Origin of the sequence: Bacillus sp. 22475 (genome assembly GCF_052044835.1) — a bacterium.
Taxonomy (GTDB): domain Bacteria; phylum Bacillota; class Bacilli; order Bacillales; family Bacillaceae_G; genus Bacillus_A; species Bacillus_A cereus.
In genome coordinates, this window is record NZ_JBQENW010000002.1 from 57,067 (window position 1) to 82,459 (window position 25,393).

Genomic DNA, 25,393 nt, shown 5'->3' on the forward strand with positions numbered 1-25,393 from the left:
CACTCCTTATATTCTATAACTATACGAAAAAGTATCGTATAGTTTCAGAGTATACAATACTTTTTCGTATAGGTCATATGAGATTATGCATATTAACTAATTCACATAAAAAGGTTGTTCTTTTTAAAAGAACAACCTTTTTTCATTAGCAAGTTTGTAATACGCAGCATGTATTTTCAAAACGTTGATTTTTCAAATCCTCATTACTAATACAGAAATATAGCATCCCTAGTTCTCCCCAAACCATATTACAATTTTTATGATCTGAATCAATTTGGAATAAAAGAGTCATTTGCTGCGGGTTTACTCCCATATATTCTCCTGTCTCATATAACACTTCTTCTTGTACAGAGAATGGCTCACCAAACATTTGATGGTTATCGTAGTTATCCGGAATTAGCTCTTCAAGTAATTGCAAGAAACGATCTGAATCAGCCTCATCTTCAATGAAAAGCTCTGGTAATTTGTATGTCAGTTCAAAAGTAATTGCACACTGGTTATATTTCGCTTGTATTTCATTTTCACTTCGTAATTGCTCTACAGGAACATCATAATAAAGTACACGCCCAGCCTCTGTTAGCTTCACATTTTCTTCAAAATAATTTTCAATGCAAAAGAAATACAGCATCCCCGTCTTAGGAAGATTGTGATCCATACCAACGTTTTGTAAATCACTTAAGTTAAATTGTGCGATAAATTGTAGTGGATTTCCTTTATGCTTTGGATTTTCAAATAAAGCTGGTAAATCAGGAACTCCTCCCATTTTCGAACTACCTATCGCAACAGTTCCCTGCTGCTTTGGCACAACTTTTATACAAGGAAATACAGTATTAATAAGTTCCTCTTTCAAGTGTGTTAGTTCATATTTATCAATTAATACTTCAATTTTTTTATTCATAAATTCTCCTTACATTTACATACTTATTTATATCATAGTACAAAGATTATACTTCATTCTTTACAAAATCAACAAGCCTCCAAAAAACGGGCTTATCCTTCGTACGCGAACAAGTTTAAAAAAGCATACTATACATTGTTCCTACAAACACGATAGTTCTTTAGTTCTTCCAGTACATTTTCCCCTCGTTCATTTTTATTTTTAATATAAGGAGGAATTCCACATGGGTTACGGATATAGTTGCGGCGGTTACGGTTACGGCGGTAGCTGTGGTGGTTGTGGTTACGGAGGTTTCGCTTTATTAATTGTTTTATTCATCCTTCTAATCATCATCGGAGCTAGCTGTTGGGGCGGCTTTGTAGGCTGCTAGTAAACTTAAAAACTATTGTAAAAAAGCACGTACAATACGTGCTTTTTTGCCATTTCCAAATCTTTTATTTGAAAGGAAGTATGTTTAATGAAGATTGATGGTGTTTTTGAAGGAGGCGGTGTGCGCGGTATTGCGCATGTCGGGGCAATTTGCGCGTTAGCCGAAAAAGGTTATGAATGGGAACGTGTAGCTGGTACATCGGCTGGTTCGATTATTGCAGCGCTCCTAGCGGCAGGATATTCTTGTTCAGAGTTAAAAACGATTATAACTGATATTGATTATAATAAATTTACGAAAAGAACTTTTATTGATAGAATTCCTTTTATCGGTAAGGGACTCAGTGCATGGACTACTCTAGGTATATACTCTAATGTATTTATAGAAGAATGGATTGAAGAATTACTTCGAAAAAAAGGTGTTCATTTATTTACTGATTTACCGGATCTAAACAAACTCAAAATCATCGCCTCTGATATTAGTAATGGTAAAATGGTTGTCTTTCCTGACGACTTACCAAACTACGGATTTTTAAATTATCGCTTCTCTATCGCTAAAGCGGTAAGAATGAGTAGTACAATCCCCTTCTTCTTTGAACCCGTAAAATGGAGAACTCCAAAATGGAAGCAGCCTTGTTATATGGTTGATGGAGGAATTCTAAGTAATTATCCAATTTGGATCTTCGATTCACCTACCACTCCTCGCTGGCCGACTTTCGGATTTCATTTTGTAAAAGATGAGATCCAAGCTGACCCTGCTCACTATAACGAGCCTATTTCTATGTTCAAAGGACTATTTAAAACAATGATGCAAGCTCATGATTTACGTCATTTAGATAAGGAATCAAAAGCAAGAACGATTACAATTCCAACAGGAACGATTACAAGTACTAATTTTGAACTGACAAAGGAAGAAAAAGAATGGCTTTACAATTCTGGTTATAACTCTGCTAATAAATTTTTACAAGCTTGGAATTTTAGGCAATATATTGATGAATATAGAAAAGGCAATCAAGACCGAAAGACAAATCGATTTTTCCGTCAACTTGACTCATAATATTATTATTTTGCATACAAAAACGTTTGACAAATTAATAGTAAATAAGCCTAGTAATTTCTAATATTACTAGGCTTATTTACTTCCTATACAATCTCGTACATTGTTTAAGGATACGATAACCCTTCGGCTTCTTCTGCAGTAATAACTATGTAACGATTTCCCGTTCTTAATCCTAACAGTTCTGCTTTTTCAATTGCTTCTTGCTGCGTCTCCGCATAAGCAGCTAAATATTTTTCTCCATTGATCATTTGGCAAATTACATATTGTTTCATTACTTTCTCCTCTTACTTTTTCATTAGTTGTGCAAGTTTTTTTATACCTATTTCAATTTCTTCTAACGTTGCGTATGAATACGATAGGCGTAAAAATTGATTTGCACTTCTATCATATAAAGTACCTGGGTTTAATAAAACCTTTTCTTGCAGAGCTTTATCAAATAAACTGCGATATGAAATGGGTACTTTTATATGTACCCATATATAAAATCCCCCTGTTGGTTCATGCCAAGTTGCTATTTCACGAAGATATTTATCTAACATTAGTAACATAAAATCTCTTCGTTTTTTCAATTCACTTCTTACAAAGCGCAAATGCTCATCATATAGACCATTTGTAAACCACTCTGCTGCAATTTGCTGGGATATAGTGCTTGAACCATAATCTGTTTGCATTTTTATGTCTGACAATCTTTGAATTACTGGCTCAGGTCCAACAATCCATCCAATTCTTAACCCTGGACTAATTACTTTGGACATGCTTCCAATATGTAGTACGATTCCATTTTTATCATAGGCTTTTAAAGGTTTCGAACAAGGTGCATCAAACCATAAGTCTTGATACACTGCGTCCTCTATAATAGGTAATCCAATTTCATTACATATTTCCATCACTTCTATTCGTTTCTTCGCATTCATACTAAAGTTCGTTGGATTATGAAAAGACGGGATTGTATATAAAATTGATGCATTAAATTGCTTCTTATATTTTGTAATATATGATGTATTTAAACCGTTCTCATCCATTGGTATTCCAATGAAACGCATTCCTGCGGATTGAAAAACATTAAGCGAATATAAATAGGATGGTTTTTCTAATAAGATGGATGCCCCTTTTGGAAGAAGCCCCATAGAGATAAGTTGCAGCGCTTGAATTGCTCCTGAAACAATTAATATAGAGGCAGGAGATACATATACGCCATGCTCCTTTAAGTATTCGGAAATCTTTTCCCTTAAATAAAGATTTCCTTTCGGCTCTTCATACCCAAGCGTCACATTTGACTTTAAAAGCTTATTCATAATTTCTTTCATCTTTTTCTCAGGTAAGAGACTCGGCGCGAGCTCACCTGTTCCTAACCGAATTACATGTGGATAAAATTCAGCTTGATTAATCTCTTGAATAGCTGGGAGATTCGGATAATGAACTCCTGTTTCTACATAAGACTGCCAATTAGGTGGGGGTGCGTAAGTTGAAGCATTCTCATTATTATTTACAACAATTGTTCCTTTCCTGCCATTCCCTTCAATGTATCCCTTCGCAACTAGTTCATCGAAAGCCATTACAATTGTGCTTCGATTCACACCAAATGTATGGGCCAAATCTCTTTGTGAAGGTAATTTTGTTCCAACGGTCCATTCTCCATTAACGATCCTTTCTTTTATATACGTTTCTATTTGTTTATACAGCGGCGTCGCTAGAGACATATTCGGTTTCCAAACGAATCTTTCCATCATATCACCTTATATTCTTTTTGGTTGGTAACCTCCCCAACCATATGGATGGATACAAATTTTCATTTCTTCTATACAATATACACTATCATAATGAATTAAAATAGGAGGTAATATGATGAGTGAAGCAATTATTCATGGTATCATTCTTGCATTTGGACTTATCATTCCATTAGGTGTACAAAATGTTTTTGTCTTTAACCAAGGTGCTAGCCAACCAAACATTTGGAGGGCAGCCCCTGTAGTATTAACTGCCTCTATATGTGATACGTTACTCATATTGATTGCGGTGCAAGGTGTCTCCCTTGTACTCCTTACTTTTTCTTGGCTAACTAACTCGTTATATATAATTGGATTTTTCTTTCTCCTATATATGGGCTTTGTTATTTGGAGAAGTAACCCTTCCAACGATGTAAAACAAGAAAAAAGTATGCCTTTAAAAAAGCAAATCCTTTTCGCAGCATCAGTTTCGTTATTAAATCCACATGCAATTTTAGACACAATCGGTGTAATTGGAACAAATTCTATTCAATACATAGGAAGTGAAAAATGGGCTTTTACACTTGCAACTATTATCGTTTCTTGGATTTGGTTTATAAGCTTAGCTTTAGCGGGGAAATTTCTAAAAAGACTAGACTCAACCGGAAAGACAATCTTATTATTAAATAAATTTTCTGGTCTCATCATATGGGGTGTCGCGATTTACATGTTAAAACAAGTTATTTATTCTTAATGAACGAAAGAGAATTGCATGTTACTGAAAACATCATGCAATTCTCTTACAAATTATGAAGTAGGTTCCGGTTTCTGTTTTACCGTCTTTGCATCTTTTGCTGGTTTAATCCAAATGATTGCTATAACAGCACCAATGGCGGCGAAAATACTAGTCAAATAAAACACTTCATGGTCCGCCCCTTTCATGAAAAAAGAATATAAAGGTGGTCCAGCTGCTACACCGATAAATCGCATTGAACTATAAAAGGACGTAACCGTTCCCCTCTGCTCCTTTTCAATTCCTTGTGTAATGAGGGCATCTAAACATGGGAGAGCCATACCAATCCCTATCCCCATAATAACGAGACAAAGAAGTAGTAAATAAATCCCTTTTATAAATAAAGGAATGATGACTGATGCAGCTGCCATTAAAAAACCAATATAAATACACTTCTTCATAACATTTTGATTATCTCCAATTTTTTTACCGGCCATATATGAACTAATTGACAGTACAAGTAACGGGATAGCAAGCACACACCCTTTCCATATACCATGAATGTCATACTTTGATTCCAGTATAGTCGACAAATAAAAGAGAATTCCGAATAAAATAAGCATAATAATTGCACCTAATGCAAAAATGGCAATTAACCATCTTCCTTTTTCTCGAAACGTAGAAAGAATAGATTTTATAAACTCTTTAAGTGGTGGTACTTCTCCTTCTTGTTTCTTTGCCTTTACTAGAACAAGTAATAAAACAATTGATACTACGCATAAAACTGGAATCGCCCAAAACGGTAAGAACCATACAACAGCAGCAAGAGCAGACCCTAAAATAGGGCTCAGCACTTTCCCAAATGTATTGGATGTTTCTATGATTCCTAAACCTGTACTAACTTGTTTTTCGTCTTTGTATAAATCACCAACACACGGTATAACAACTGGCATTGCACCAGCAGCACCAATACCTTGAATCGCTCTACCAATCAATATCCAATTGTAGGGATTATCAACTTTCCAAGATACCCAACCAGTTATCGCTCCTCCTATAGCTGCAATCAGCAAACTCGGAACCATTACCATCTTTCGTCCCCATCTATCTGATAAATAACCAGCAATCGGTATAAGTAAAATGGCTACGATAGAGTAAATTGTAATAATCATGGATACTTGAAACGATGAAATATGTAATTTCTTTTCAATAGTCGGCAGAATTGGGATGAGCATTGAATTCCCTAATGTCATAACAAGTGGAACTGATGCAAGCGCAATTAAACAACAGTTTTCTTTTTTTAACATGTTGGCTTCGAAACCTTTCATCATATATTTCTTACCATATAATAGCCCCGCTGGAACGTAACTTTTCATTCCACCAGGGCTATTACATCTTTACTACTTCCCATTCACAACAAAAGAAATTGGGGAAATTATAGTATTATTCCTATTCTTTGAATCCAGTTCACAATATATCCATACCAATTAATTGAAAAAAAAAGAAAGGAAGAATCCTTCCTTTCTCCTATAACCTTCTACAATTAGCGAGTATATCCGCCACCAAGTTGTTGTTCTGCCATCGCTACAAGGCGTTTTGTAATTTCACCGCCTACAGAACCGTTTGCACGTGAAGAAGTATCAGCGCCAAGTTGTACACCAAACTCTTGTGCAATTTCATATTTCATTTGATCTAAAGCTGCTTGTGCTCCATGTGATGCTAATTGATTAGAATTACGATTTCTAGCCATTACCAATCACCTCCTTATTTATATATAAATTGTGTTAAATTCAAATTAAAATACATGGAAATTTTTGGTTATTTTTTACCATAAAAAAAGAGCCTCTAAAACGAGACTCTCACATCATTTCACATTACGAAGTTACTACTTCTAATTTTCTATTTATTAATACTTTCATTTCTTCTTTTAATATCTCTTTTGCATTATGTCCAAACCATTCTAAGGAAGCAAAAAGATCCGTACCTCTCACTTCCTGAATAATCTCATCATAATTTACAATACCTTCAAATAACGGAACCATACCAATACGACTTCCTGCTGCAGCATATACATTGTTAGGTTCAAACACATGCAAATAATCCGCTGAAGATATATTCTTAAAATGGTAATGTAGTGTCCACGGCTTTAATCGATGGAAACTGTCTATTGGATCTGCGCCAGACTCCCATATATGAAGAAAATCAAGATTTATTTTTAAATTCGGATGATTTACTTCTTCTAATAGTTCTATAGTAGAAGGCAATGTGTCCGTTAGTGTATTGGGATGTGTTTCTAACAGCACATACATATTGTGCTGAGCAAACACATCACAAATCTTACGTATTCGCTTCACATACTCTTTTCTCTCTTGTTCCGAGAAGTCCTTGCTCTCTTTTTGCCCAGCAAACGTGCGAATTTTATTCGTATTAAACCAATTAGCTAGTACTACAAGTTGTTCACTTTTCTCTATCGTTTTTTCAAAATCTGCTGATAATGATATATCTAAGTAATCACTTATCATCGTAATTTCTAAGTTTTTATCCTTTAGAAAAGTCAATTCTCGTTCTGTCGTTTCGCGTTCTTGTATATACAAATTTTGTGCATGAGTCCCCCACAATTCAATTCCTTCAAAACCGTTTTCATATGCAAATTGAACAATATCAGTAAATGAAATTAATTGATGACGAAATGAAATGGTACATAGCGAATATTTCATAGCATTAAACTCCCCTATCTTAAATTCAGTTAGCTTATTAAAAAGTTGCGACAGACTGATTTGTTTTCATACCTTTCCATGATAGAAACTGTCTCTCTAATTCCTTCTTAATTTGCAGTTCAATTGCATTCATTTCATCCAGTTTTTCAATAATCGATACTAGCATACCTTTATTATTCGTCATTGCCATTTTAATTGCACGATACTGTACATTTGTAAATCCTTGTACAATATCCTCTACCCGATCACACCAATAATCAAATTCTTGCTCCGAATATTGCAACGTTTCACGGAAGTATGCAAAGGCATGTTCATAACTATATTTACGAATTGCAAGTACTGGTATTTGTTTTACTGCTGCTACAAGACCAGAAAGCGCATATCCTTCTTCCTCATTTGCCATTTTTACAATTAAATTTTTCAGTTCCATAGTCAGTTCATTGTCGTTCTTTTTTAATGTTTCTGTGAAATAACTAGCTACTGTTTCTTGCGTTGGCTCCCCAATTCCTTCTATATCAATGAAATAACCTCCACCAAATGGGTTATCTTGAATAGAGTGAAGTACTTTTTCTCTTTCCATATTTCCTTCCCAACGAAAATCAGGATCTAGCATGAACCACTCTTCTTCTTTCTCTGTTTTTGATATCATTAAATAATGTGGAAACGGTTTTTGATGAAATTTATTTTCCCTCTCTGGTAATAGAGACATATCAACCATTACAATGACATAACGATTTTCCGGCTTGTTTTCTACTAATTCTAAAAACGTTTCTACATTGCTATCTTTATCTTTTGCATGATTATACCATTCGTTTACTTTAATACCGTACAATTTTTCAAACCAAAGTAAATAATGATCATGGTTAATGTTTTCAGAGTGATATGAAATAATTCCGCCTTCTGTTATATCAAAATCTCCATCCCATAGTCCAAAATAAAATGGACGAAAATCAATGTTGCTACGCCTTTTTATAATTTCACAAAAACAACTCACTAAACAGTGCACTTTAATTGAAGTCATACTCTCATCCACTTTCCTAAAGGTTAGTTATTCACATTTATTTCCTGTAACGGCTCTAACTCCTCCATAAAATCAAGCAAAGATCCTACAGTAAGAAATGCCTTTGGGTCTACCTCATCCTCTGGAACGCATAGCTTTACATCCATTTCTATGTATACAATAAGCTGTAACATCATTACCGAATCTATATATAAATCTTGATTTAAGCGCATCGTTTCTTCTAAATGCGTTACATTTTTCAGTTCCATTTTTTCTACCATAATTTTTAACACGGCATTCTTTAACGCTTCCCGTCTCATGTTGTAACCTCTCCCATCTCTAGTAACTTTCTACTTACTTTTCCATTTTTATTTTTAGGAATTTCATTTACACTTTCAATTTCATGCGGAACTTTATAAGAAGGTAAGTGCTGAATACACCATTCTCTTATTTGTACTGGATCAACATGAGAGATCACTTTCGCTTTAACTATTTCGCCCATCACAGGATGTTTCCCTCGATATACAATTGCCTCTTGCACACCTTCCAATCGAAGCATCGTTTCTTCTACCTCTATAGGAAAGACTTTTAATCCTGAAACATTAATTACATCGTCCATACGCCCCATAAAATGAATGCCATGCTCAGATTTATACCCCAAATCTTTCGTGAAAATTTCCTTATCATTCATTTTCACGACGATTTCTTCCGGTGCATTTTCATCTGAACCTATGCTTATACTCGCATGAGGTAGAGGGTTTCCTAAATCTAAATGGCTCTTCATATCATGACATATACTAATACAACCTGCTTCAGAACAACCGTATTGCTGCATCATATATGTTGTCATTTCTTTTAGTTTATAAAATAGTGCTTCTGGCAAAGGCGATCCTGATGTCATAATTTTATGAAACTGGAACGTTCCTAATGGAAAACTCCCCATAATGTGTAACATAAGTGGTACTGCATATATGATATGTTTTTCTGTATTGCGAACTATATTTAATGCGAATTTAGGATTTTTGTTCGTAATGATTACAGGCTTGCTCCCCCTCGTAATTGCTGATAACGTACCACATATTAGTCCGTATGAATGTGAAACAGGAGCCATAACGATTGGCACTTCATCTACTTCACAGTTTAAAGCTTCATTATAGGCAGTAATTTCTGTATCAACTTCCGTCCATGCTCTACGAATCAGTTTCGGTTCTCCCGTAGTTCCCGAACTATATTGCAATAAAGAAGGCTCTTCTAGTAAAAAGTTCCCTACTTCTAATTTTGTAAAATCGCCATATTCTCCATATAAAACTCCTGCACAATTTGCACGCTTTGCCATTTCAATAGCCGTTTCTTTTGGCGTATCTTCATGTATAAGTAATACTGATGATTTCTTTTCTTTTAAGAAAAACACAAGCGTAATAATATCGAATGGATCTTTCAGACAAAGTGCAAATCTATTTCCTTCTGCTTCTTGAAATTGTTCCATTTCCTCATAAACTTGTAATCTCAAATCAAAATCACTTTTGCTATACTCTTGTTTATTAACGATTAGCATAATTTCCCCCTGTAACAACTGATTTTTGTTTCATAAGTTGTCTTACTCTATACAATGGATTTGGAACTTCATGAACAAGCGATTCCACATCCATATATAATCGACGTTTCGTTAATTGTTCAGCATAGAATGTAGGTGCATATAATTGAATATTTTCAAATCTACCTTTCAGATGTGGATATATTCTTAAATGATCTTCAATTTCTTCAACAACCATCATCCAAAAATGTTCTTCTTTCAATCCATATTCATCCGCAAGTACGAATGCTAATTCTCCTAAATTAAACAGGAAAAGTGCATCTAACACCATCTCTTGCAAACATTCGATGCGATCCATTTCAAAGAAATCATTCATTTTTCCATTCGCATATGTTTTATGCATTTTAGTAAAGTCGGGACATTTGTCAACTTCTTTCAAATATGGACGATAAAACTCAAGTCCTTCGTGAAAATCCTTTAACGCAATACGAACCGGCACCCCTTCTTTATGGACTAGAATCATATTTTGTCCATGTGATTCCAGTGCGATGCCATGCTCTACAACAAGATGTATAACTGGTATTATCGCTTTTTGAATAAGTAATTGTAGCCAATCCTTCATTCCATATTTGTTCAACCACGCATCAATAATTGGTGTACCATCTTTCTCTTTAGCGTATAACCCATTAAAAGGAATTGCATCCTCTTGTGCATCTAAATACTTATGAACGCTTTCGCGCCAAATACATCCTAATGAACCATATATAGCTTTCTTATTCGTGTCATACGTTACACTTGAAAACTCACTTAACAAGATTAAACGTGCTTCATCCATTAAATAGGCGTCATTACTTACAACATCATTTAACCAATTTGATATTACTGGTGCACTCACAACAGAGTATGGTTTCAGCGTACGGAGTGTTGAAGTGTTGAGTAAATTCATCGATAATTTAACGTACGGTTTCTTTGGACTCGTAATATTTCTTAACGTTCTCATTGACTGTTGCGCGCAATAATCGTCCTCTGATTTTTCTAAATAAACAATAAATTTACCCTGTATATGATCCGCATAATTTGAAATGATGAAATTCTCCCACTGCCATGGGTGAACAGGTATAAACACGTACTGTTTTGGATTACATCCCTTATTACGAATTCGTTCCATAAACTCTTCTAATTTACGCTCGCCAATCTCCTCTCTTAAAAGGTTGTTATACATCACTTCATTCTCATAACCTACAGTCGCATAATTCTTATGCGCTGCAATCCATATGAGTTTTATTGGCTGCATAAATTCATAACCATATTGAAAATTGTCACGATATTGAAAGCCAACACGTGCTTTATAACTAGGATGATATGGATGGCCGTCTATTAAATGACTTTCAAACTCATCGTAAGATTTTTGAGTGTATTCTTTCTTATTATTTCTTTCATATTGTGCAATCGTGTCTTTAAATATTGTTTGTTCTAATTCGTGCATAAAAGAATCTAATTTAGCTTGTTCTACACTAGCAACCCGAAAAACTTCTTCTAGAAATTGCGAGACAGATTGTATTTCTTGCTGTTCATCTTGGACTCTTACTATTAATGAGTCTAAAGAAATACGTCCAAATGTCATCCGTTCCCTGCCATAGCATTTGTACGTGACACTTTTGTCTTCTTCATCAAGTCCTTGTATTATAAAAAGAATTTGTTCTTCTTTTTCTATGCGAACCGGTGTAATAATCCCCTCATAAATTAACGATTCTACTAATTGACGTAGCACTCTTCTTCGTACTGAAATGTAATCTTCCGATTCGAGCGCCTTCAATACTTTCGTATGATACATGTCCACTCTCATAAAACCCTCCACCTTATGACAAAATACCATTATTTGTATTACGTGAAATTTTAACGCTATTTATGAACGAACAGCCACTTCTCTAACGAGCGGATTATGTACTTGCACATAAATTGCTTGCTCTAATGGATTACTTAACTCATCGACATCGAAAAATCTCGTTAGTAAATTTGCTTTACACGCTAACTTATCTTCGTCCAATAATTCTCTTAAAAATGTTGAAGGTTCCCGGTTATACGGAAGGAATGATTCAAGTACAGACCTTAATTCCGAGAGAAGAATTTCCTCCTTAATTAATCCTGCTGTGCCAAAACCATTAATGAGGCCAAACATATTATTGAAAATTAAGTAGTAACGAAATCTCTCATCCACAATATAGTCGTCATATAAATTTCCAGTACGTTCTCCAATACCAGCTAATTCATTATTAAGCATCTCTTTCATTGAATTACAGAAATAAAATCCTTGATTATCACGGAAATAATATTTGACCGGATAACCATCTTTTAGCTGAACAACGCTATTTTGCTGATGAGCTTCTAATGCAACACCATACTGTAAATACATCCATACCATTGGCTTTAAAGAAATATTCATATATCGTCTAAACCACTCTAAGCTTACTTCTTCACAGCTTTTACTTTCTAAATCTGCTAGGCGATGAATAATATTCGATAACCGCGTACGCTCCCCAGGTATAGCGTCTTGAACTAGCCCAGCAATTAATGTTGCGTCGTTTGCATGTTCACTATAAAAAGGGTTCTCGCGAATAATCACTTCAAATCCAGATTCTTGTGTTCCATAATTTAATGTAATATAGGCTGGATCACAAATAAAATCAAAGCCTGGAAATCTCTCTCGTACTTCACCAATAGCCGTATTTAACATTTCCTTCCCTTCAAGACCACTCTCAAGTTCTTTCAGTTTATTAATACGCATTGAATTCGTTACTTTCACCGGAAATGAAAACTTAAGCATATACTTCGAATCGGGATGATATAGCGTCCTTAGTGATGATGTTGCCTTATAATACTTACCTACAGGACCAATATACTCAAGCAATTCTTGAACTATACAATCTTGTACGTAAGCTTGATGCAAGAGCCATTCTGCCTGAAGCGGATGAATTGGAATTAATGCATATTGATCTTCCTTACAGTACTTCGCTATAAATTCCTTACTAACCATCTCATCATTACTTAATTCTTCTTTTATAATCGTTGTTGTAGAATCTGATAATAATGATTTTTCATTTACTATACTTTTATGGGCCCGAAAATAATGAAGCTGACATTCTCCTTTTAATTCTGGAGAATACATTGCATTTTTCCAATCCAATATCCCCTGTCTACTCTTTGGTGTAGGATGAGTTAAATGCCCAAATAATAAAGACTGTTCCGCTTCTATAAAAGTTGTATGGAAACCGTATAATGCGGACGTATCTTCTATTCTCTCTTTTGTAAATTCCTCAATATTTTGACAACTACGGATAACTCGAAGCATAAGTTCCGCAGAATTAGTCCCTTCTCCGTAGTTGATAGACATCTCTTTTATTAAAAATGTAATAACTGTAACGTAATCTGCTTTAATAACAGAATTACTATCTCCAATTTGATAATAAAATTGTTCTCCAAACAAATGACGATCTGTTGATGATTTATATATAACTTCTCCATACAAAGTAACGTTCTGTGCCGATAGCCGACAACATAAATATGTGGGGACTGTATCTCTATTCAACGTATTACTGAAGATAATCTTCATTCTTTCATCCTCTGTAATCCATTCTCCACTCCCTGTTTCTCTTAAATAACAGTTTAAAAAGCTTTGTAATGTTGCATGTTCTGCGATTTGTTTCGCATGCTGCATGTTGGTCCTCCTCTTTATATTAAAGCTATCGAAATTTTATATAATAAACGATAATTGAATGTCGTTATCAATTATGATTCTAATTGATAATGATATTCAATTCAAGAGTATATTTCAGAATTTTTTTATCTGATTTAATTTTTCTTGTTTTCTCTCTTTTCTTTAATCTAGTTAAAAATACACAAAAAAAATACTCAGTTTCAAACTACATACTTACTATTTTTCATTAGTAATCTATCCAAAATCGTTAAACAAAAGAGGTATACCTTAATTGGTATACCTCTTTCAAACATAAAGTTTACATAATAATATTATTTAAGCAAATCTATATAACTGTTTGTATAACAAATTCAAATCTCTCCAACAATACGCTGTTTCTTCTACCCTTACTCTCTCTAAAAATTTCGTATCAATTTTTTCAGGGTTAAATTTTTCATAAAACTTTTTAGAAGGATTATTCGTAACAACCCAAACTAAAAGTGATTGCATATCATTGTTTATACAATCCGATAATAAAGCTTGAAATAACTTTTGTCCTATTTTCATTCCTTGATAATCTTGTAAAAGGTAGATTGCATATAATTCTCCATCACAATTATATGTACCAGTTCTTTCTACTCCCCCATCGATGAATCCAACTATGTCTCCATTTAAATTCTCTGCTACAAATCTAAATTGATGATTACCTTCTTTTTGAAAAATATCTTCCCATTGTTTTTCTCGTTTCTCATATGCTATATTATCTAGAATTTCGTCAGCAAATATCCCTTTATACGTTGTTTTCCAACTATCAACATGCACCTTTGCTATACCTGGTATATCATCCTTTATTGCTCTTCTAATATGTATTCCCATCATTTCTCCCCCTTGTTACTCATCATTATATCAATTTCATTCCTTAAAAATCCAAATAAAAAAGAGTGAATTCACTTCACTCTTTTTTATCACAATTATCTACTTTCCACTTCAACTGAAACTACTCGATCAATCTCTTTCAGGGAACTATATAACTCTGTTGTATATAAATCTTCTGGAGCTAAAATAACCATCTCCAGTTGCTGAAATGCTCCACTATCTATATCTTTAATTTTCACGCGTTTCACATGCATGCCTAAATTTTTAATTTGCTTAAATATACCATCTAACTCATGATGCTCTTTAACAGTAATTTTTATAGATAAATCCTTTTGTCTTAATGAATACGGTCCTGCAATTTTCACCAGTTGCGGAAGTACATTAATCGCTAAAATAATTAAAACCATAGCAACTGTCGCTTGTAAATAAAATCCCGCACCAATTGCGATCCCTAAAGCTGAAGCAGCCCACACCATAGAAGCTGTTGTTAATCCAGAAATAACATCATTACTTCTTCGTAAAATGACACCTGCGCCAAGAAAACCAATTCCACTAACAATCTGAGCGGCCAGTCGCATCGGATCCATATTTGTATGTCCTGGAACAGAATATACATGCACAGATTCAATTGAAACCATCGTAATTAAACAACTTGCTACAGAAATAACCATACTTGTTTTCACACCAAGTGGTTTATTCTTTAGCTGCCTATCTATCCCGATGAATAATCCTAAAAAGAGTGCTAAACCTAATTTGAGTAAAAATTCATATGACATATTTCCATTCTCCTTACTTTACAATGTTTCCCTTAGAATAACTCACTATAACTCTTTTATGATATCAATTCCAGTCTTTTCTATTCATTTAACGTAAAAAACCGAAAAAACATTTATAACGATGTTTCTCCGGCTTTTTATTACACTTTAGATTCTTCTTTATTTCTGATCTTTAATCTTAATTTCTGCATCTTTGTAGAATGCTAATTTACTGTCATTATACTCTTTTGTAAATTTGTTAAACTGCTCTTTCGACTTTTGTGCTTCCACATTTAATTCATTAACAGTTTTAACTTTTTCACCGATTTCTTTTAATTTCGTTTCTTTTACTTTTAATTTTTCATACAGTTCTTTTTCAGTCGCTAACACTTTCGTGTAATTTTCATTCATCTTTTTGAATGCATCATAACGATTTTTATACGACTCTTCTACTGCTTTTGCTTGTTTTTGTAACTTCTTATCTTCAATCTTCTCTATATTACTTTGAACAGATTTCGTTTCCTTTTGTGCTTTTTCTAGCATTTCTTTTTCACTTTTCAATACTTTTTCACGATCATCTACATTTGCAGTAGCTTGCTCTATTTTCTTCACAACTGCTTCATTATGATCTTTACCTTCTTGCAAAATTTGAGCATATAATTCTTGCCCTTGTTTCTCTAACTGCTCTAATTTTTTTGCTTCATCCACTAAAGATTTTTCTTGTGTTGCTGCTGTTTCAAAAGCTGTATATAGATTTTCTTCTGGCTTTTCACCGAAACAACCTGTTAAAAGTCCTACTGATAATGCTCCAACTACTGCTACTTTTCCATACTTCAACGTTCATTCCTCCATTACATACGGTTATCATGCCAGAAGTTCACTGGGAAGTGACTCTCTTCATGATAAGCTTCAAACTCATAACCCTTTTCTTTTAGCCCCTTTAAAATTGCTGGCACAGCAGCAACTGATTGCGGGTGAATATCATGCATTAAAATTACTTCCTGCGGTTTTGTTGCGTTTGTTAATACGTTTTGAGCAATTTGTGCTGCAGCTGCATCAACTGGAATTTTATTGTATTTCCAATCTAATGAATCAATTGTCCAATCCCATACTTTAAATCCGCCTTCTACCACTTTATTTCGAAGACCTTCATTCAATCCAGGCATCGAACCATATGGAGGACGTGTTAATTTAGGTGATTTCCCAATAATATTAGCGATTAAACCTTGATCTTCTTTCATCTCATTTACATACTCGCCATTTTTATATAACTTTGCGAAATTATGTGTCATACTATGCATGCCTACATAATGACCCTCAGCATTTTCACGTTTCACTAAATCAGGAAATTCTTTGACATTCGCTCCAATTAAAAAGAACGTCGCCTTCGCATCATGTTGTTTTAGCGTATTTAATAATTCAGCCGTATATTTCCCTGGCCCATCGTCAAATGTAAGATAAGCAACTTTTCTTTCTTTTCCATTAAAACGACTTGGTGCCGTTTTATTCATTTCAACTTTCGGCTGTTCACTTGCAAGCTGCACTACATTTTCTTGTTTCGCAACAGCTTTTGCTGGTGAAGTAATTGATTGAAACATGTAATACCCAATAGCTACTGCGGCAATCGCTATTAAAACGACTACTATTTGTTTAATTTTTAAAGCTTTTTCCATTCTATCGAATTCCTCTCCCTATTAATCTTATATATAAATCGCCCAATATAATTATACATCTATTTATTTTTATTTCACCATGTAAACAGATTTTTTTGTATTATAATGGGAGTTTTATCAAAAGTATTGTTCCATGTGTTTATACGACTAAACGTATCTCCATGAAGGTCCACCATTTTTTTTGACGATAGCTAAGCACCTATTGTATGATTATTAATCTGGTAAAATAGCTGGTCAATATATGATACATGATCTTTCGCAATTACTATCTCTTCGTCTTTCACCTTAATCGCTTCATTGTGTATGAATATGTAATTGCATTTTGAACAGTCTTTCTTTAACCTGTTTCAATTTCCACCAATTCAATTGTTCTATAAATAGTGATAAATTGAATTTCCTTCCCTTCAACTTTAGGAGCTAATTTCCAAATAGTCCCCTCTAGTATATCGTATAATTACACCTTTTGTTTATATAAATTAAAATGATTTTAGTATAATTTTTCCGCAACAAAAAACCGTTATTAAAAAGTTGCTAATCCACTTCAAAAAAAAGATTGGCAAAAGCCAATCTTTTTTTATTATTCGTTTCGAACTGGTTTTGGCGTTACACCTAAATGATCATTTAATTTTTTTGAAATATCTTTTACATTTTTTTCATTTGGAATGTAATAATAAATACCACCGATACGTTTATCTGTACCTTCTATTTGCATTTTTTCCATTTCCAAATTAGATCCTGCCATATTTTTTGTAATGGCAAGCATATCGTCAAATGTTAAGTTCGTTTTCATGTTTTTATCAACCGCATCTAGTAAAGAGCCCATTTTGCTAATTGATTGAACAGACATCGCTTTTTTGGCAATTGCTTCTATTACAAGTTGCTGTCTCTGTCCACGCATTGCGTCACTATCAATTTTACGCGTTCTTGCAAGTGCAAGTGCTTGTTCTCCATTTAAATGTTGGTAACCTTTTTCTAAATGGATCATACCAGCTTGGTCTTTACTATCTTGTTCAGTGAAAGTAACTGGGACATCAATATCAATACCACCAATTGAATCGACAATTTGTACGAATGATTCAAAGTTAAACTTCACATAATAATCAACAGGGACATTTAAAAATCTTTCCACCGTATCGCGTGTGCTTTCTACGCCACCAAATACGTGAGCATGAGTAATTTTATCTAATTTTTTTCTAGTTGGAATATAAACACGTGAATCACGTGGAATACTTACTAGCTTAACAGACTTATCATCTTTATTAATTGTTGCTAATAAAAGTGCATCTGTTCGAACTGCTTCGCCATATTGGCTTTTTCTCATTTCACTTCCATCTACACCCATGATTAATATTGAAATATTATCCTTTAAAGGTTCAACTTCTTTATCACGCTTTGATGACTTTTCAATTTTCGCATACGCATCATTTACAACAGCTTTTGCTTTATTATATATAAACGAACCATATCCTACTCCTCCAAAAATAAGTAGGAAAAATGGAATTAATATGAACCATTTTATTGACTTTCTTTTAGAACGCTTTTTATTACTTCTAGTATTTTGTTCTAATTCAGAGCTCATACCCATTCGCCTCTCTTTCTCTTTACCAAGTATAATGTAAGTCTATTTATCTTCATATTGAATTTCCTTTCATTAACCTTACAATTTTGTAAGGTTACTACTTAAACCCAATATGTATTCCATTTCACATTATACTCTCGTACTTATTTTTGGCAAGTCACTATTTACCAATTTCAAAAATTTAGCACTTCGAAACATGCAAATTTACAAATTCATTAACTCTTTCATTTTAAATTAGGATATCTTTTTCCAGATAAACGATATGAATAAAAAGTCCAGCTAATGATAAAATCTCTATGAATACAGTATATTTCACGTTATTATTTCTCAAACGGCGTATACATGCTTTTCTTCCCCTGATTATCAATAAAAGCCGACTTTGCTTTTATTTTCGTTTTTTCTACTTCCATGTCTTCATTTGAGAAGTTCACAATGATTTTAATATTTTTTCCATAAGAAACAGATTGTACTAGCTTATCTTCTGACAAATACGCAAAATTCGTCATCTCTTCTTTTACTGCTTTTTCATGAACTTCATTCCAAACTTTTAGATGCTCTGTAATTTCTTTTTTATGTTTATTCCACTCTACTTCATCTAAATGGTACAACGGAGGAACATTATACAATAATTCAGACAGCATTCGATTTCCAACTTCATCTTTTACCTTTAAACTTCCCCATTCCCAATGGTGCGTTGTAATAACGGAATCATTGTATACTAATTTATATAATGGTACCGAATATACTGGGTTTAAATATACTTGTTTATATTCTTCTTTCAATGGTACTTGTTTTGCATATTTTTCGGGAACATTTTGATTTGGTGACCAATATCCACCGACATAATACGGACTTGTTTTATTTTTCCGCATATCTTCATCGTCCCATTTAATAACAGGTGTTTCAATTCCGTGTGCAAATGCAATCGTACTACTAGCAAAATCATTTCCACCTTCAGAACCAACGACCATATCCTTTTCTTGCGCAATGTAGTCCATTCTTTTTAAACGTGCTTTTAAATCTTGCTCTTGTGTCGTTATATGTTTCGCTGAATAGTCATCGTAAATTTCACCTGTTGCATCACAATCAATAAACCATGAATTATATTTAGGACCATTTTGTAATATATCATTCATGCGTTCCTTTACACTAGGCAGCGATAAAGTCGGGTTTAACTTGCGACCTCTGCCTAAAAAGCCTTGCACCTTTTCTCCGTTTTTCTTCGTTACAGTAGCCTCTTCATATAATGATGGGTCATTAAAGGATGCTGTGTTCCAATTTTTATCACTTTTTTCGTGAATGGAATGATATGAATCATACGGACCAACTAAATACCCCATTTCCTTAGCTTTTGTCACGAAATTAGGTTGCATAAATCCTTGTTCCCAGTTCGGCAGACCAATCCACGCTTTTTCTATTCCTGCCTCTTTCATTTCCTTTAGTATGTCCGTTCCATCTGCATTCCCCCATTTACTTACCTCTTCAACCGCATCACCAAGTAGCGACTTTAATAAATGCTTATTTAAGCTATACAATTCTGTGTTCGTTAAGTGACCTACACCTTTCTTTAATAGCACACTAGCTTCCTGATCCACGTTTTGAAAAATATCCTCTTTATAAAATTCCTTCATGGATAATACTTCGTTTATATAACGTAAAATAACATTTTTTTGATACTTATCAATGAAATCTTGTTTACTTACTTGATCTAATACATTCAGTTCCCCAGGCTCTGAACTATTCTTTTGAATAAGTTCTTTTATATGACTAAACAGCGGGCTATTTATTTGCTCCTTTAGTTTCGGCCAATTTATATTACTTTCTGATAAACCATTTTGATTCCAAAAATAAAAATGCGCCGCTCCATATAACTTTTCGATTTCTTTATTTTTTCTAGCCTTTTCTTGTAATGTTTTAAATTCACCTTTTCGAACAATATCATCCTTATACAGTTTAGCAATGCTTACCGCATCATTATTTGTCACATATAATTGAAATCCATATGTTTTATTTTTATTTATGCTCGGAAATTCATGTGTAAAATCAAATCCTATTTTCGGATCCGAATGAAATTTCAATTCATTATTAAACATATTGTTTGCAATATATACAATTGAATATTTCGAACCATTTAATGCGAAAAACTTCATAGAAAATGATTCAGCAAATGAATATGCATCATCCTTTAAAAACTTCTTCCAATTCTCATCATTGCTCGGAATTTGCTTACCCTCCCATAACGGAAGTGTATAATTTTCAGCTTCTACTTTCGGCCATGTAAAGCTTTCTGCACCAGTCGATTCCACTTCAATGTTTAAGTGGTCTTTTTTCTTTTCTAATTTTATTTTTACTTTTTGATCTGGATATTCCCACGATGTACGATCCTTTTCTTTTTTTACATTCGATACCTTCATTTTCGGTAGGGGTTGTGATGCCTGTTCCTTTACACCCTCATGTTCTACAGTTAATGTGAATGTTTCTGGATTTACATCATAAGTAAAATCTTTATACGTCGCTTTCTTTATTTTAGACTCTTGTACAGCATTACTACCTTTTACGTCACAACCCACTAAAGTCGAAAATGACATAGTTGTAAGAAGACATATCGCTATCATTTTTTTCATCCTCTGCACCTCCACCAATGAATATACAGGTGGTTTGTTACAGGAATGTGGCAAAAAATAATAGAGCTAGCATTTTGCTAGCTCTATTTGGAGTATTAAAAGTTGATATGAACAACTATAATTCGCTTAGAAGATATATAATACAGTAACTGCATTTTTCCTCAACAATTATGAAACTAAACAAATCAAAATTTTAACAAGCATTCTTTAACTGAAAAAATAAGTGTATACAATGTATCCTAAAAGTAGTACTAAAATGATTATCCCTGTACCTTTCCAATTCATACCGCCTGCTATATCAACTGGACTACCTGTTTCCGCTCTATTGAGTCCGTCATGTAAAGAACCAGTAGGATTACTTTTTAATTCACTTTGTCTCATACACTCTCTTTTTTCTTCTGGTGACTCTTTATTCATTTAATCACCTCCAAAATGAATGCACTCTTTGCTACATTATTCAAAATTAACATTTGTTTTATATTTTTTCCGAAAAAACCTAATTTAAAATAGGTTTGCAACGTAAAGAAAGCTAGCCATGCCAGCTTTCTTTATAATCCAATATGCTCTTCCTTATTTACAATAATACCTTTATGGTCGATTTCAAGCTCACATACTTTCATATCTGTAAATACTCTCGCTAATTGCTCAGCGATTTCTTGACGTTTCTCATATGGCGTTAATATAAAAATAGATGGTCCCGCACCGCTAAGTGCTGTGCCGTACGCACCAAATTCTTTTGCGCATTTACGAATAGATGGTAATAACGGTACGAGTTCTAAACGATATGGCTCGTGAAAATGGTCTCTCTCCATCATTTCACCTACAACTTCCCACTGCTTTTGACATAATGCAGCTACTAATACGTTACTTATCGCACTAGCTTTAACTGCCTCATGAAACGGAAACATCTTTGGTAATACAGATCGACTTTCATCTGTATTTAATTCTTCATTCGGAATGAGAGAAATTACACCTAATTCCTTGCTCTCAATTCTTACGACGGAAACATCCTTTCCATCAAGTGCTCCAATTACAGTTCCACCTAATATAGAAGCAGCAACATTATCAGGATGTCCTTCAAAATTTGTAGCAATTTGAACTTTTTGATCAGCAGTTAAGTTCAAATTGCCTAGTTGATTCGCAAGCTCTATCCCAGCTACAATCGCTGATGCACTACTTCCTAGCCCTCTTGTTAATGGGATATTACTAGTAACTTCTATTATATGGGGTGATATAGAAGGACATACTTTACATGCCGTGCTAACGATTAAATTTTTATCGTCTGTCGGAATTGATTCTTCAAAGGAATGGATTACTTGCCATTTATCAGCTTTTTCTTTAAGCACCACATCTAAATACAATGACAAAGCTATTCCAACTGAATCAAATCCAGGACCAACATTTGCCGTACTAGCAGGGACACGAACACTTAATGGTATCACGACATAATCACCCCTTTAATATGATCTTTAATCTGTTTTATATCATTTGACACACTTGCGATGTCTAGTTGATTTGAAGAAATAGCGATATCAGGATCCTTCAAACCATTTCCAGTTAATACTGCAACAACTGTTTCTCCCTTTTTGATTTTTCCAGATTTAACATGTTTAATTACGCCGGCTAATGAAGCATTTGATCCTGGTTCAGCGAAAACTCCTTCAGTTTTTGCCAATAACCTATACGCATGTAAAATTTCTTCATCTGATACCATATCTATTTCACCACAAGACTGCTCGGCAGCCTCTACTGCATACGACCAACTTGCTGGGTTACCAATGCGAATTGCTGTTGCGATTGTTTCAGGCTCTTCAATTACATGCCCTTTTACAATTGCCGCTGCTCCTTCTGCTTCAAAGCCATGAATTCTTGGCTTCTTATAACCTTTTTCTTTCTCATATTCACAGAAGCCTTTCCAATATGCTGTAATATTCCCTGCGTTCCCAACAGGGATAGCTAGAACATCTGGTGCATTTTGCAATTGGTCACAAATTTCAAATGCTGCTGTTTTTTGTCCTTCAATTCGATAAGGATTCACTGAATTTACTAATGTAATCGGCTCTTCTGCAGCAATATTTCTTACAGCCTTAAGTGCATCATCGAAATTCCCTTCTATTGAAATAATTTCAGCTCCATAAGCGACCGCTTGTGCTAATTTTCCATGTGCAATCTTTCCTTCAGGGATTACGATTATACATTTCAACCCAAGACGTGCCGCATATGCTGCAGCTGATGCTGATGTATTACCTGTTGATGCACAAATGATTGCTTCTGAACCTTCTTCTTTCGCCTTAGCAACTGCCATCACCATACCACGATCTTTAAAAGAACCTGTCGGATTCGCTCCTTCGTACTTACCATATAGCTGAACCCCTAATTGCTTTGATATATTTAATAACGGAATAAGAGGTGTGTTTCCTTCCATTAAACTGACATCAGGTGTGTTTTCATTCACCGGTAAATAAGAAGCATATTGTTTTAATAGTCCTTTATACATATTGTTTTTCCTCCTCAATAATGTAGTAACTGTTTATTTCACTTGCGACAGCTTCTATCGCTCCTAAAACTCGTTCGAATTGATATTTGGAAGTTCGATGTGTCACAACAACAACTTCTGCCAGTTCACGGTTTAAAGGTAATTGAATAACTTCTTTTAAACTTACAGAGTAATTAACGAAACATTCTGTTATTTTTTGTAACATCCCAGGCTCATCTCGTAATGAAATACGCAAGAAATATTTCGAAACTACTTCTTCATCACCTTGTAATTCATAAGGAACTGGTTCTTTTAACGCACTTTTATTTTTCGGCACTTGATTCATATTTTTAACGATGGAAATAATATCACTTACTACAGCAGAACCAGTTGGCAACTTTCCAGCTCCAGGTCCGTAAAACATTACTTCTCCTACCGCTTGACCGTGAACATATACTGCATTAAATTCATTATTTACATTCGATAATGGATGACGACTTGGTAAAAGTGTCGGTTCTACACTTAAATGAATGGCTGATCCTTGTTTTTCTGCTTTCCCAATTAACTTCATAGTAAATCCTAACTTTTCAGCCATTTGTAAATCTTCTTTTTCGACCTTTCGAATCCCTCTTACTTGCACATCATCTAATGAAACATTCATCGAAAAACCTAAGTTTGCAAGAATTGCTACCTTTCTCGCCGCATCTAGTCCATCTACATCTGCTGTCGGATCCGATTCTGCAAAACCTAATTTTTGCGCTTCCTGTAAAGCCTCTTCATAAGACCACCCATTTTGACTCATTTTTGTTAACATATAATTTGTTGTACCATTTACAATTCCCATTATTTTTTCAATTTGATCTGATGCTAGCCCGTCAGTTAGTCCTCTTAACACTGGAATACCGCCTGCTACGCTCGCTTCATAACATAAATCACAATCATTATCGTTTGCCAGTTGAAGAAGCTCTGCACCATATACAGCCATTAAATCTTTATTTGCTGTTACGACATGTTTTTTATTTTCTAAAGCCTTAACAATATGCTGTTTTGCTTCTTCAATTCCGCCCATTACCTCTACTACAATATCAATATTTGAATCATTTAGAACTTCATCTGCATGACTTGTTACTGCAATTCCGTCAATACAAACATCGCGTTCTTTTTCCAAATCACGTACAACGACTGTTTTCACTTTCACTTCGTATCCTGTATCAAGAGCGATTTTTTTATAATGTTCTTTCAAAATATGAACAACACCACTTCCGACCGTACCTAAACCTAATACCCCAACATTTATAACGTTATTCATCTTCTAATCTCCTCCTAAAAGTTTAATTGTTACACCTATAAATCACCTTACTCTGCTTTTTTGTCATGCAGGTGGTGGTTATTTCCGTACTTATAAATAGTTTCATGTTACCGCACCTCCCTTCAAAGTAATAAAAAAAAACACACCCATCCCTAGGAAAGGGACGAATGTGTTTTCGTGGTTCCACCCTTGTTCCAATCTAGACGTATTTCTCCCTAGATTGCTCAAGTTCAGATAACGGCTGATACCGTCAATAATTACTAGATTACTCGTTCACTATTGAAGTTCAAAGGTGGTAAAATCATTTCTCGTGTTAGGAAGCTCACACCCTTGGCTTCCCTCTCTGTAAACCGTAAAAATGATTTCTTGTCCTTATCGTTACTTTTTCGTTCATGT

Annotated in this window: 24 protein-coding genes and 1 other annotated feature; of the genes, 3 read left to right on the plus strand and 21 right to left on the minus strand. The window is 34.3% G+C overall.

What is annotated here, in order from left to right; genetic code table 11:
- Window positions 1-145: 145 nt before the first annotated feature.
- A complete protein-coding gene (locus ACTJJY_RS03540; RefSeq protein WP_440605020.1) occupies window positions 146-898 on the minus strand; it encodes a YwqG family protein in 753 nt (250 codons plus the stop codon).
- Window positions 899-1,121: 223 nt separating this feature from the next.
- Here ACTJJY_RS03540 and ACTJJY_RS03545 point away from each other — a divergent pair, with 223 nt between their 5' ends.
- Window positions 1,122-1,268, plus strand: a complete 147-nt coding sequence (locus tag ACTJJY_RS03545) for a YjcZ family sporulation protein (RefSeq protein WP_000540425.1) — start codon at window positions 1,122-1,124, stop codon at window positions 1,266-1,268.
- An 87-nt stretch (window positions 1,269-1,355) separates the two neighbouring features.
- A complete protein-coding gene (locus tag ACTJJY_RS03550; protein ID WP_000686809.1) occupies window positions 1,356-2,321 on the plus strand; it encodes a patatin-like phospholipase family protein in 966 nt (321 codons plus the stop codon).
- Window positions 2,322-2,428: 107 nt separating this feature from the next.
- Here ACTJJY_RS03550 and ACTJJY_RS03555 read toward each other — a convergent pair whose 3' ends face one another.
- Both ACTJJY_RS03555 and ACTJJY_RS03560 read right to left on the minus strand, forming a co-directional pair.
- A complete protein-coding gene (locus ACTJJY_RS03555) occupies window positions 2,429-2,596 on the minus strand; it encodes a DUF3933 family protein (protein WP_000816390.1) in 168 nt (55 codons plus the stop codon).
- Window positions 2,597-2,608: 12 nt separating this feature from the next.
- Window positions 2,609-4,051 (minus strand): PLP-dependent aminotransferase family protein, encoded by a 1,443-nt coding sequence (locus ACTJJY_RS03560; RefSeq protein WP_440605021.1) that lies wholly within the window; start codon window positions 4,049-4,051, stop codon window positions 2,609-2,611.
- 118 nt (window positions 4,052-4,169) lie between these two features.
- Here ACTJJY_RS03560 and ACTJJY_RS03565 point away from each other — a divergent pair, with 118 nt between their 5' ends.
- Window positions 4,170-4,784, plus strand: coding sequence for a LysE/ArgO family amino acid transporter (locus ACTJJY_RS03565; protein WP_440605022.1), 615 nt, complete (start codon window positions 4,170-4,172; stop codon window positions 4,782-4,784).
- 53 nt (window positions 4,785-4,837) lie between these two features.
- On the opposite strand, the gene ACTJJY_RS03570 is transcribed toward ACTJJY_RS03565, so the two are convergent.
- The 18 genes from ACTJJY_RS03570 to ACTJJY_RS03655 all read right to left on the minus strand — a co-directional run bounded on the left by ACTJJY_RS03570 (window position 4,838) and on the right by ACTJJY_RS03655 (window position 24,997).
- The gene (locus ACTJJY_RS03570) at window positions 4,838-6,067 is read right to left on the minus strand and encodes an MFS transporter (RefSeq protein ID WP_140157254.1); all 1,230 of its coding nucleotides are present in this window, start codon (window positions 6,065-6,067) and stop codon (window positions 4,838-4,840) included.
- Between the two features lie 236 nt (window positions 6,068-6,303).
- Window positions 6,304-6,510, minus strand: coding sequence for an alpha/beta-type small acid-soluble spore protein (locus tag ACTJJY_RS03575; protein ID WP_000113545.1), 207 nt, complete (start codon window positions 6,508-6,510; stop codon window positions 6,304-6,306).
- Window positions 6,511-6,634: 124 nt separating this feature from the next.
- Complete coding sequence (locus tag ACTJJY_RS03580; protein ID WP_098022556.1) at window positions 6,635-7,477, minus strand: sugar phosphate isomerase/epimerase family protein; 843 nt, start codon at window positions 7,475-7,477, stop codon at window positions 6,635-6,637.
- 37 nt (window positions 7,478-7,514) lie between these two features.
- Window positions 7,515-8,498, minus strand: a complete 984-nt coding sequence (locus tag ACTJJY_RS03585; RefSeq protein ID WP_440605023.1) for a DUF6005 family protein — start codon at window positions 8,496-8,498, stop codon at window positions 7,515-7,517.
- A 23-nt stretch (window positions 8,499-8,521) separates the two neighbouring features.
- The gene (asbD, locus tag ACTJJY_RS03590) at window positions 8,522-8,797 is read right to left on the minus strand and encodes a petrobactin biosynthesis protein AsbD (RefSeq protein ID WP_440605024.1); all 276 of its coding nucleotides are present in this window, start codon (window positions 8,795-8,797) and stop codon (window positions 8,522-8,524) included.
- A complete protein-coding gene (locus ACTJJY_RS03595) occupies window positions 8,794-10,032 on the minus strand; it encodes an AMP-binding protein (protein ID WP_440605025.1) in 1,239 nt (412 codons plus the stop codon). The genes asbD and ACTJJY_RS03595 overlap by 4 nt, the downstream gene beginning before the upstream one ends.
- Window positions 10,019-11,857, minus strand: a complete 1,839-nt coding sequence (locus ACTJJY_RS03600; RefSeq protein WP_440605026.1) for an IucA/IucC family protein — start codon at window positions 11,855-11,857, stop codon at window positions 10,019-10,021. Before ACTJJY_RS03600 ends, ACTJJY_RS03595 begins: the two co-directional genes overlap by 14 nt.
- Before the next feature lie 60 nt (window positions 11,858-11,917).
- Entirely contained in the window at window positions 11,918-13,726 is a 1,809-nt protein-coding gene (locus ACTJJY_RS03605) for an IucA/IucC family protein (RefSeq protein ID WP_440605027.1), read from the minus strand.
- Between the two features lie 315 nt (window positions 13,727-14,041).
- The gene (locus tag ACTJJY_RS03610; protein WP_440605028.1) at window positions 14,042-14,584 is read right to left on the minus strand and encodes an N-acetyltransferase family protein; all 543 of its coding nucleotides are present in this window, start codon (window positions 14,582-14,584) and stop codon (window positions 14,042-14,044) included.
- A gap of 92 nt (window positions 14,585-14,676) precedes the next feature.
- A complete protein-coding gene (locus ACTJJY_RS03615; RefSeq protein WP_000119510.1) occupies window positions 14,677-15,357 on the minus strand; it encodes an MgtC/SapB family protein in 681 nt (226 codons plus the stop codon).
- Window positions 15,358-15,516: 159 nt separating this feature from the next.
- Window positions 15,517-16,173 (minus strand): YkyA family protein, encoded by a 657-nt coding sequence (locus ACTJJY_RS03620; protein ID WP_000873563.1) that lies wholly within the window; start codon window positions 16,171-16,173, stop codon window positions 15,517-15,519.
- A gap of 14 nt (window positions 16,174-16,187) precedes the next feature.
- A complete protein-coding gene (locus ACTJJY_RS03625; RefSeq protein WP_043935034.1) occupies window positions 16,188-17,009 on the minus strand; it encodes a peptidoglycan-N-acetylglucosamine deacetylase in 822 nt (273 codons plus the stop codon).
- A 577-nt stretch (window positions 17,010-17,586) separates the two neighbouring features.
- Window positions 17,587-18,588, minus strand: coding sequence for an LCP family protein (locus tag ACTJJY_RS03630; protein ID WP_002093954.1), 1,002 nt, complete (start codon window positions 18,586-18,588; stop codon window positions 17,587-17,589).
- A 320-nt stretch (window positions 18,589-18,908) separates the two neighbouring features.
- Window positions 18,909-21,212: a glycoside hydrolase gene (locus ACTJJY_RS03635; protein WP_440605029.1), complete on the minus strand. Its 2,304-nt coding sequence runs from the start codon at window positions 21,210-21,212 to the stop codon at window positions 18,909-18,911.
- A 207-nt stretch (window positions 21,213-21,419) separates the two neighbouring features.
- Window positions 21,420-21,629 (minus strand): DUF6366 family protein, encoded by a 210-nt coding sequence (locus tag ACTJJY_RS03640; RefSeq protein WP_440605030.1) that lies wholly within the window; start codon window positions 21,627-21,629, stop codon window positions 21,420-21,422.
- Window positions 21,630-21,760: 131 nt separating this feature from the next.
- Window positions 21,761-22,654 (minus strand): homoserine kinase, encoded by an 894-nt coding sequence (gene thrB / locus ACTJJY_RS03645; RefSeq protein WP_440605031.1) that lies wholly within the window; start codon window positions 22,652-22,654, stop codon window positions 21,761-21,763.
- The gene (gene thrC, locus ACTJJY_RS03650; protein WP_440605032.1) at window positions 22,651-23,709 is read right to left on the minus strand and encodes a threonine synthase; all 1,059 of its coding nucleotides are present in this window, start codon (window positions 23,707-23,709) and stop codon (window positions 22,651-22,653) included. Before thrC ends, thrB begins: the two co-directional genes overlap by 4 nt.
- On the minus strand, window positions 23,702-24,997 hold the full coding sequence (locus tag ACTJJY_RS03655) for a homoserine dehydrogenase (RefSeq protein WP_001066894.1): 1,296 nt from the start codon (window positions 24,995-24,997) through the stop codon (window positions 23,702-23,704). Before ACTJJY_RS03655 ends, thrC begins: the two co-directional genes overlap by 8 nt.
- Window positions 24,998-25,153: 156 nt before the next feature.
- Window positions 25,154-25,385, minus strand: a binding site (T-box leader).
- Between the last annotated feature and the right edge of the window lie 8 nt (window positions 25,386-25,393).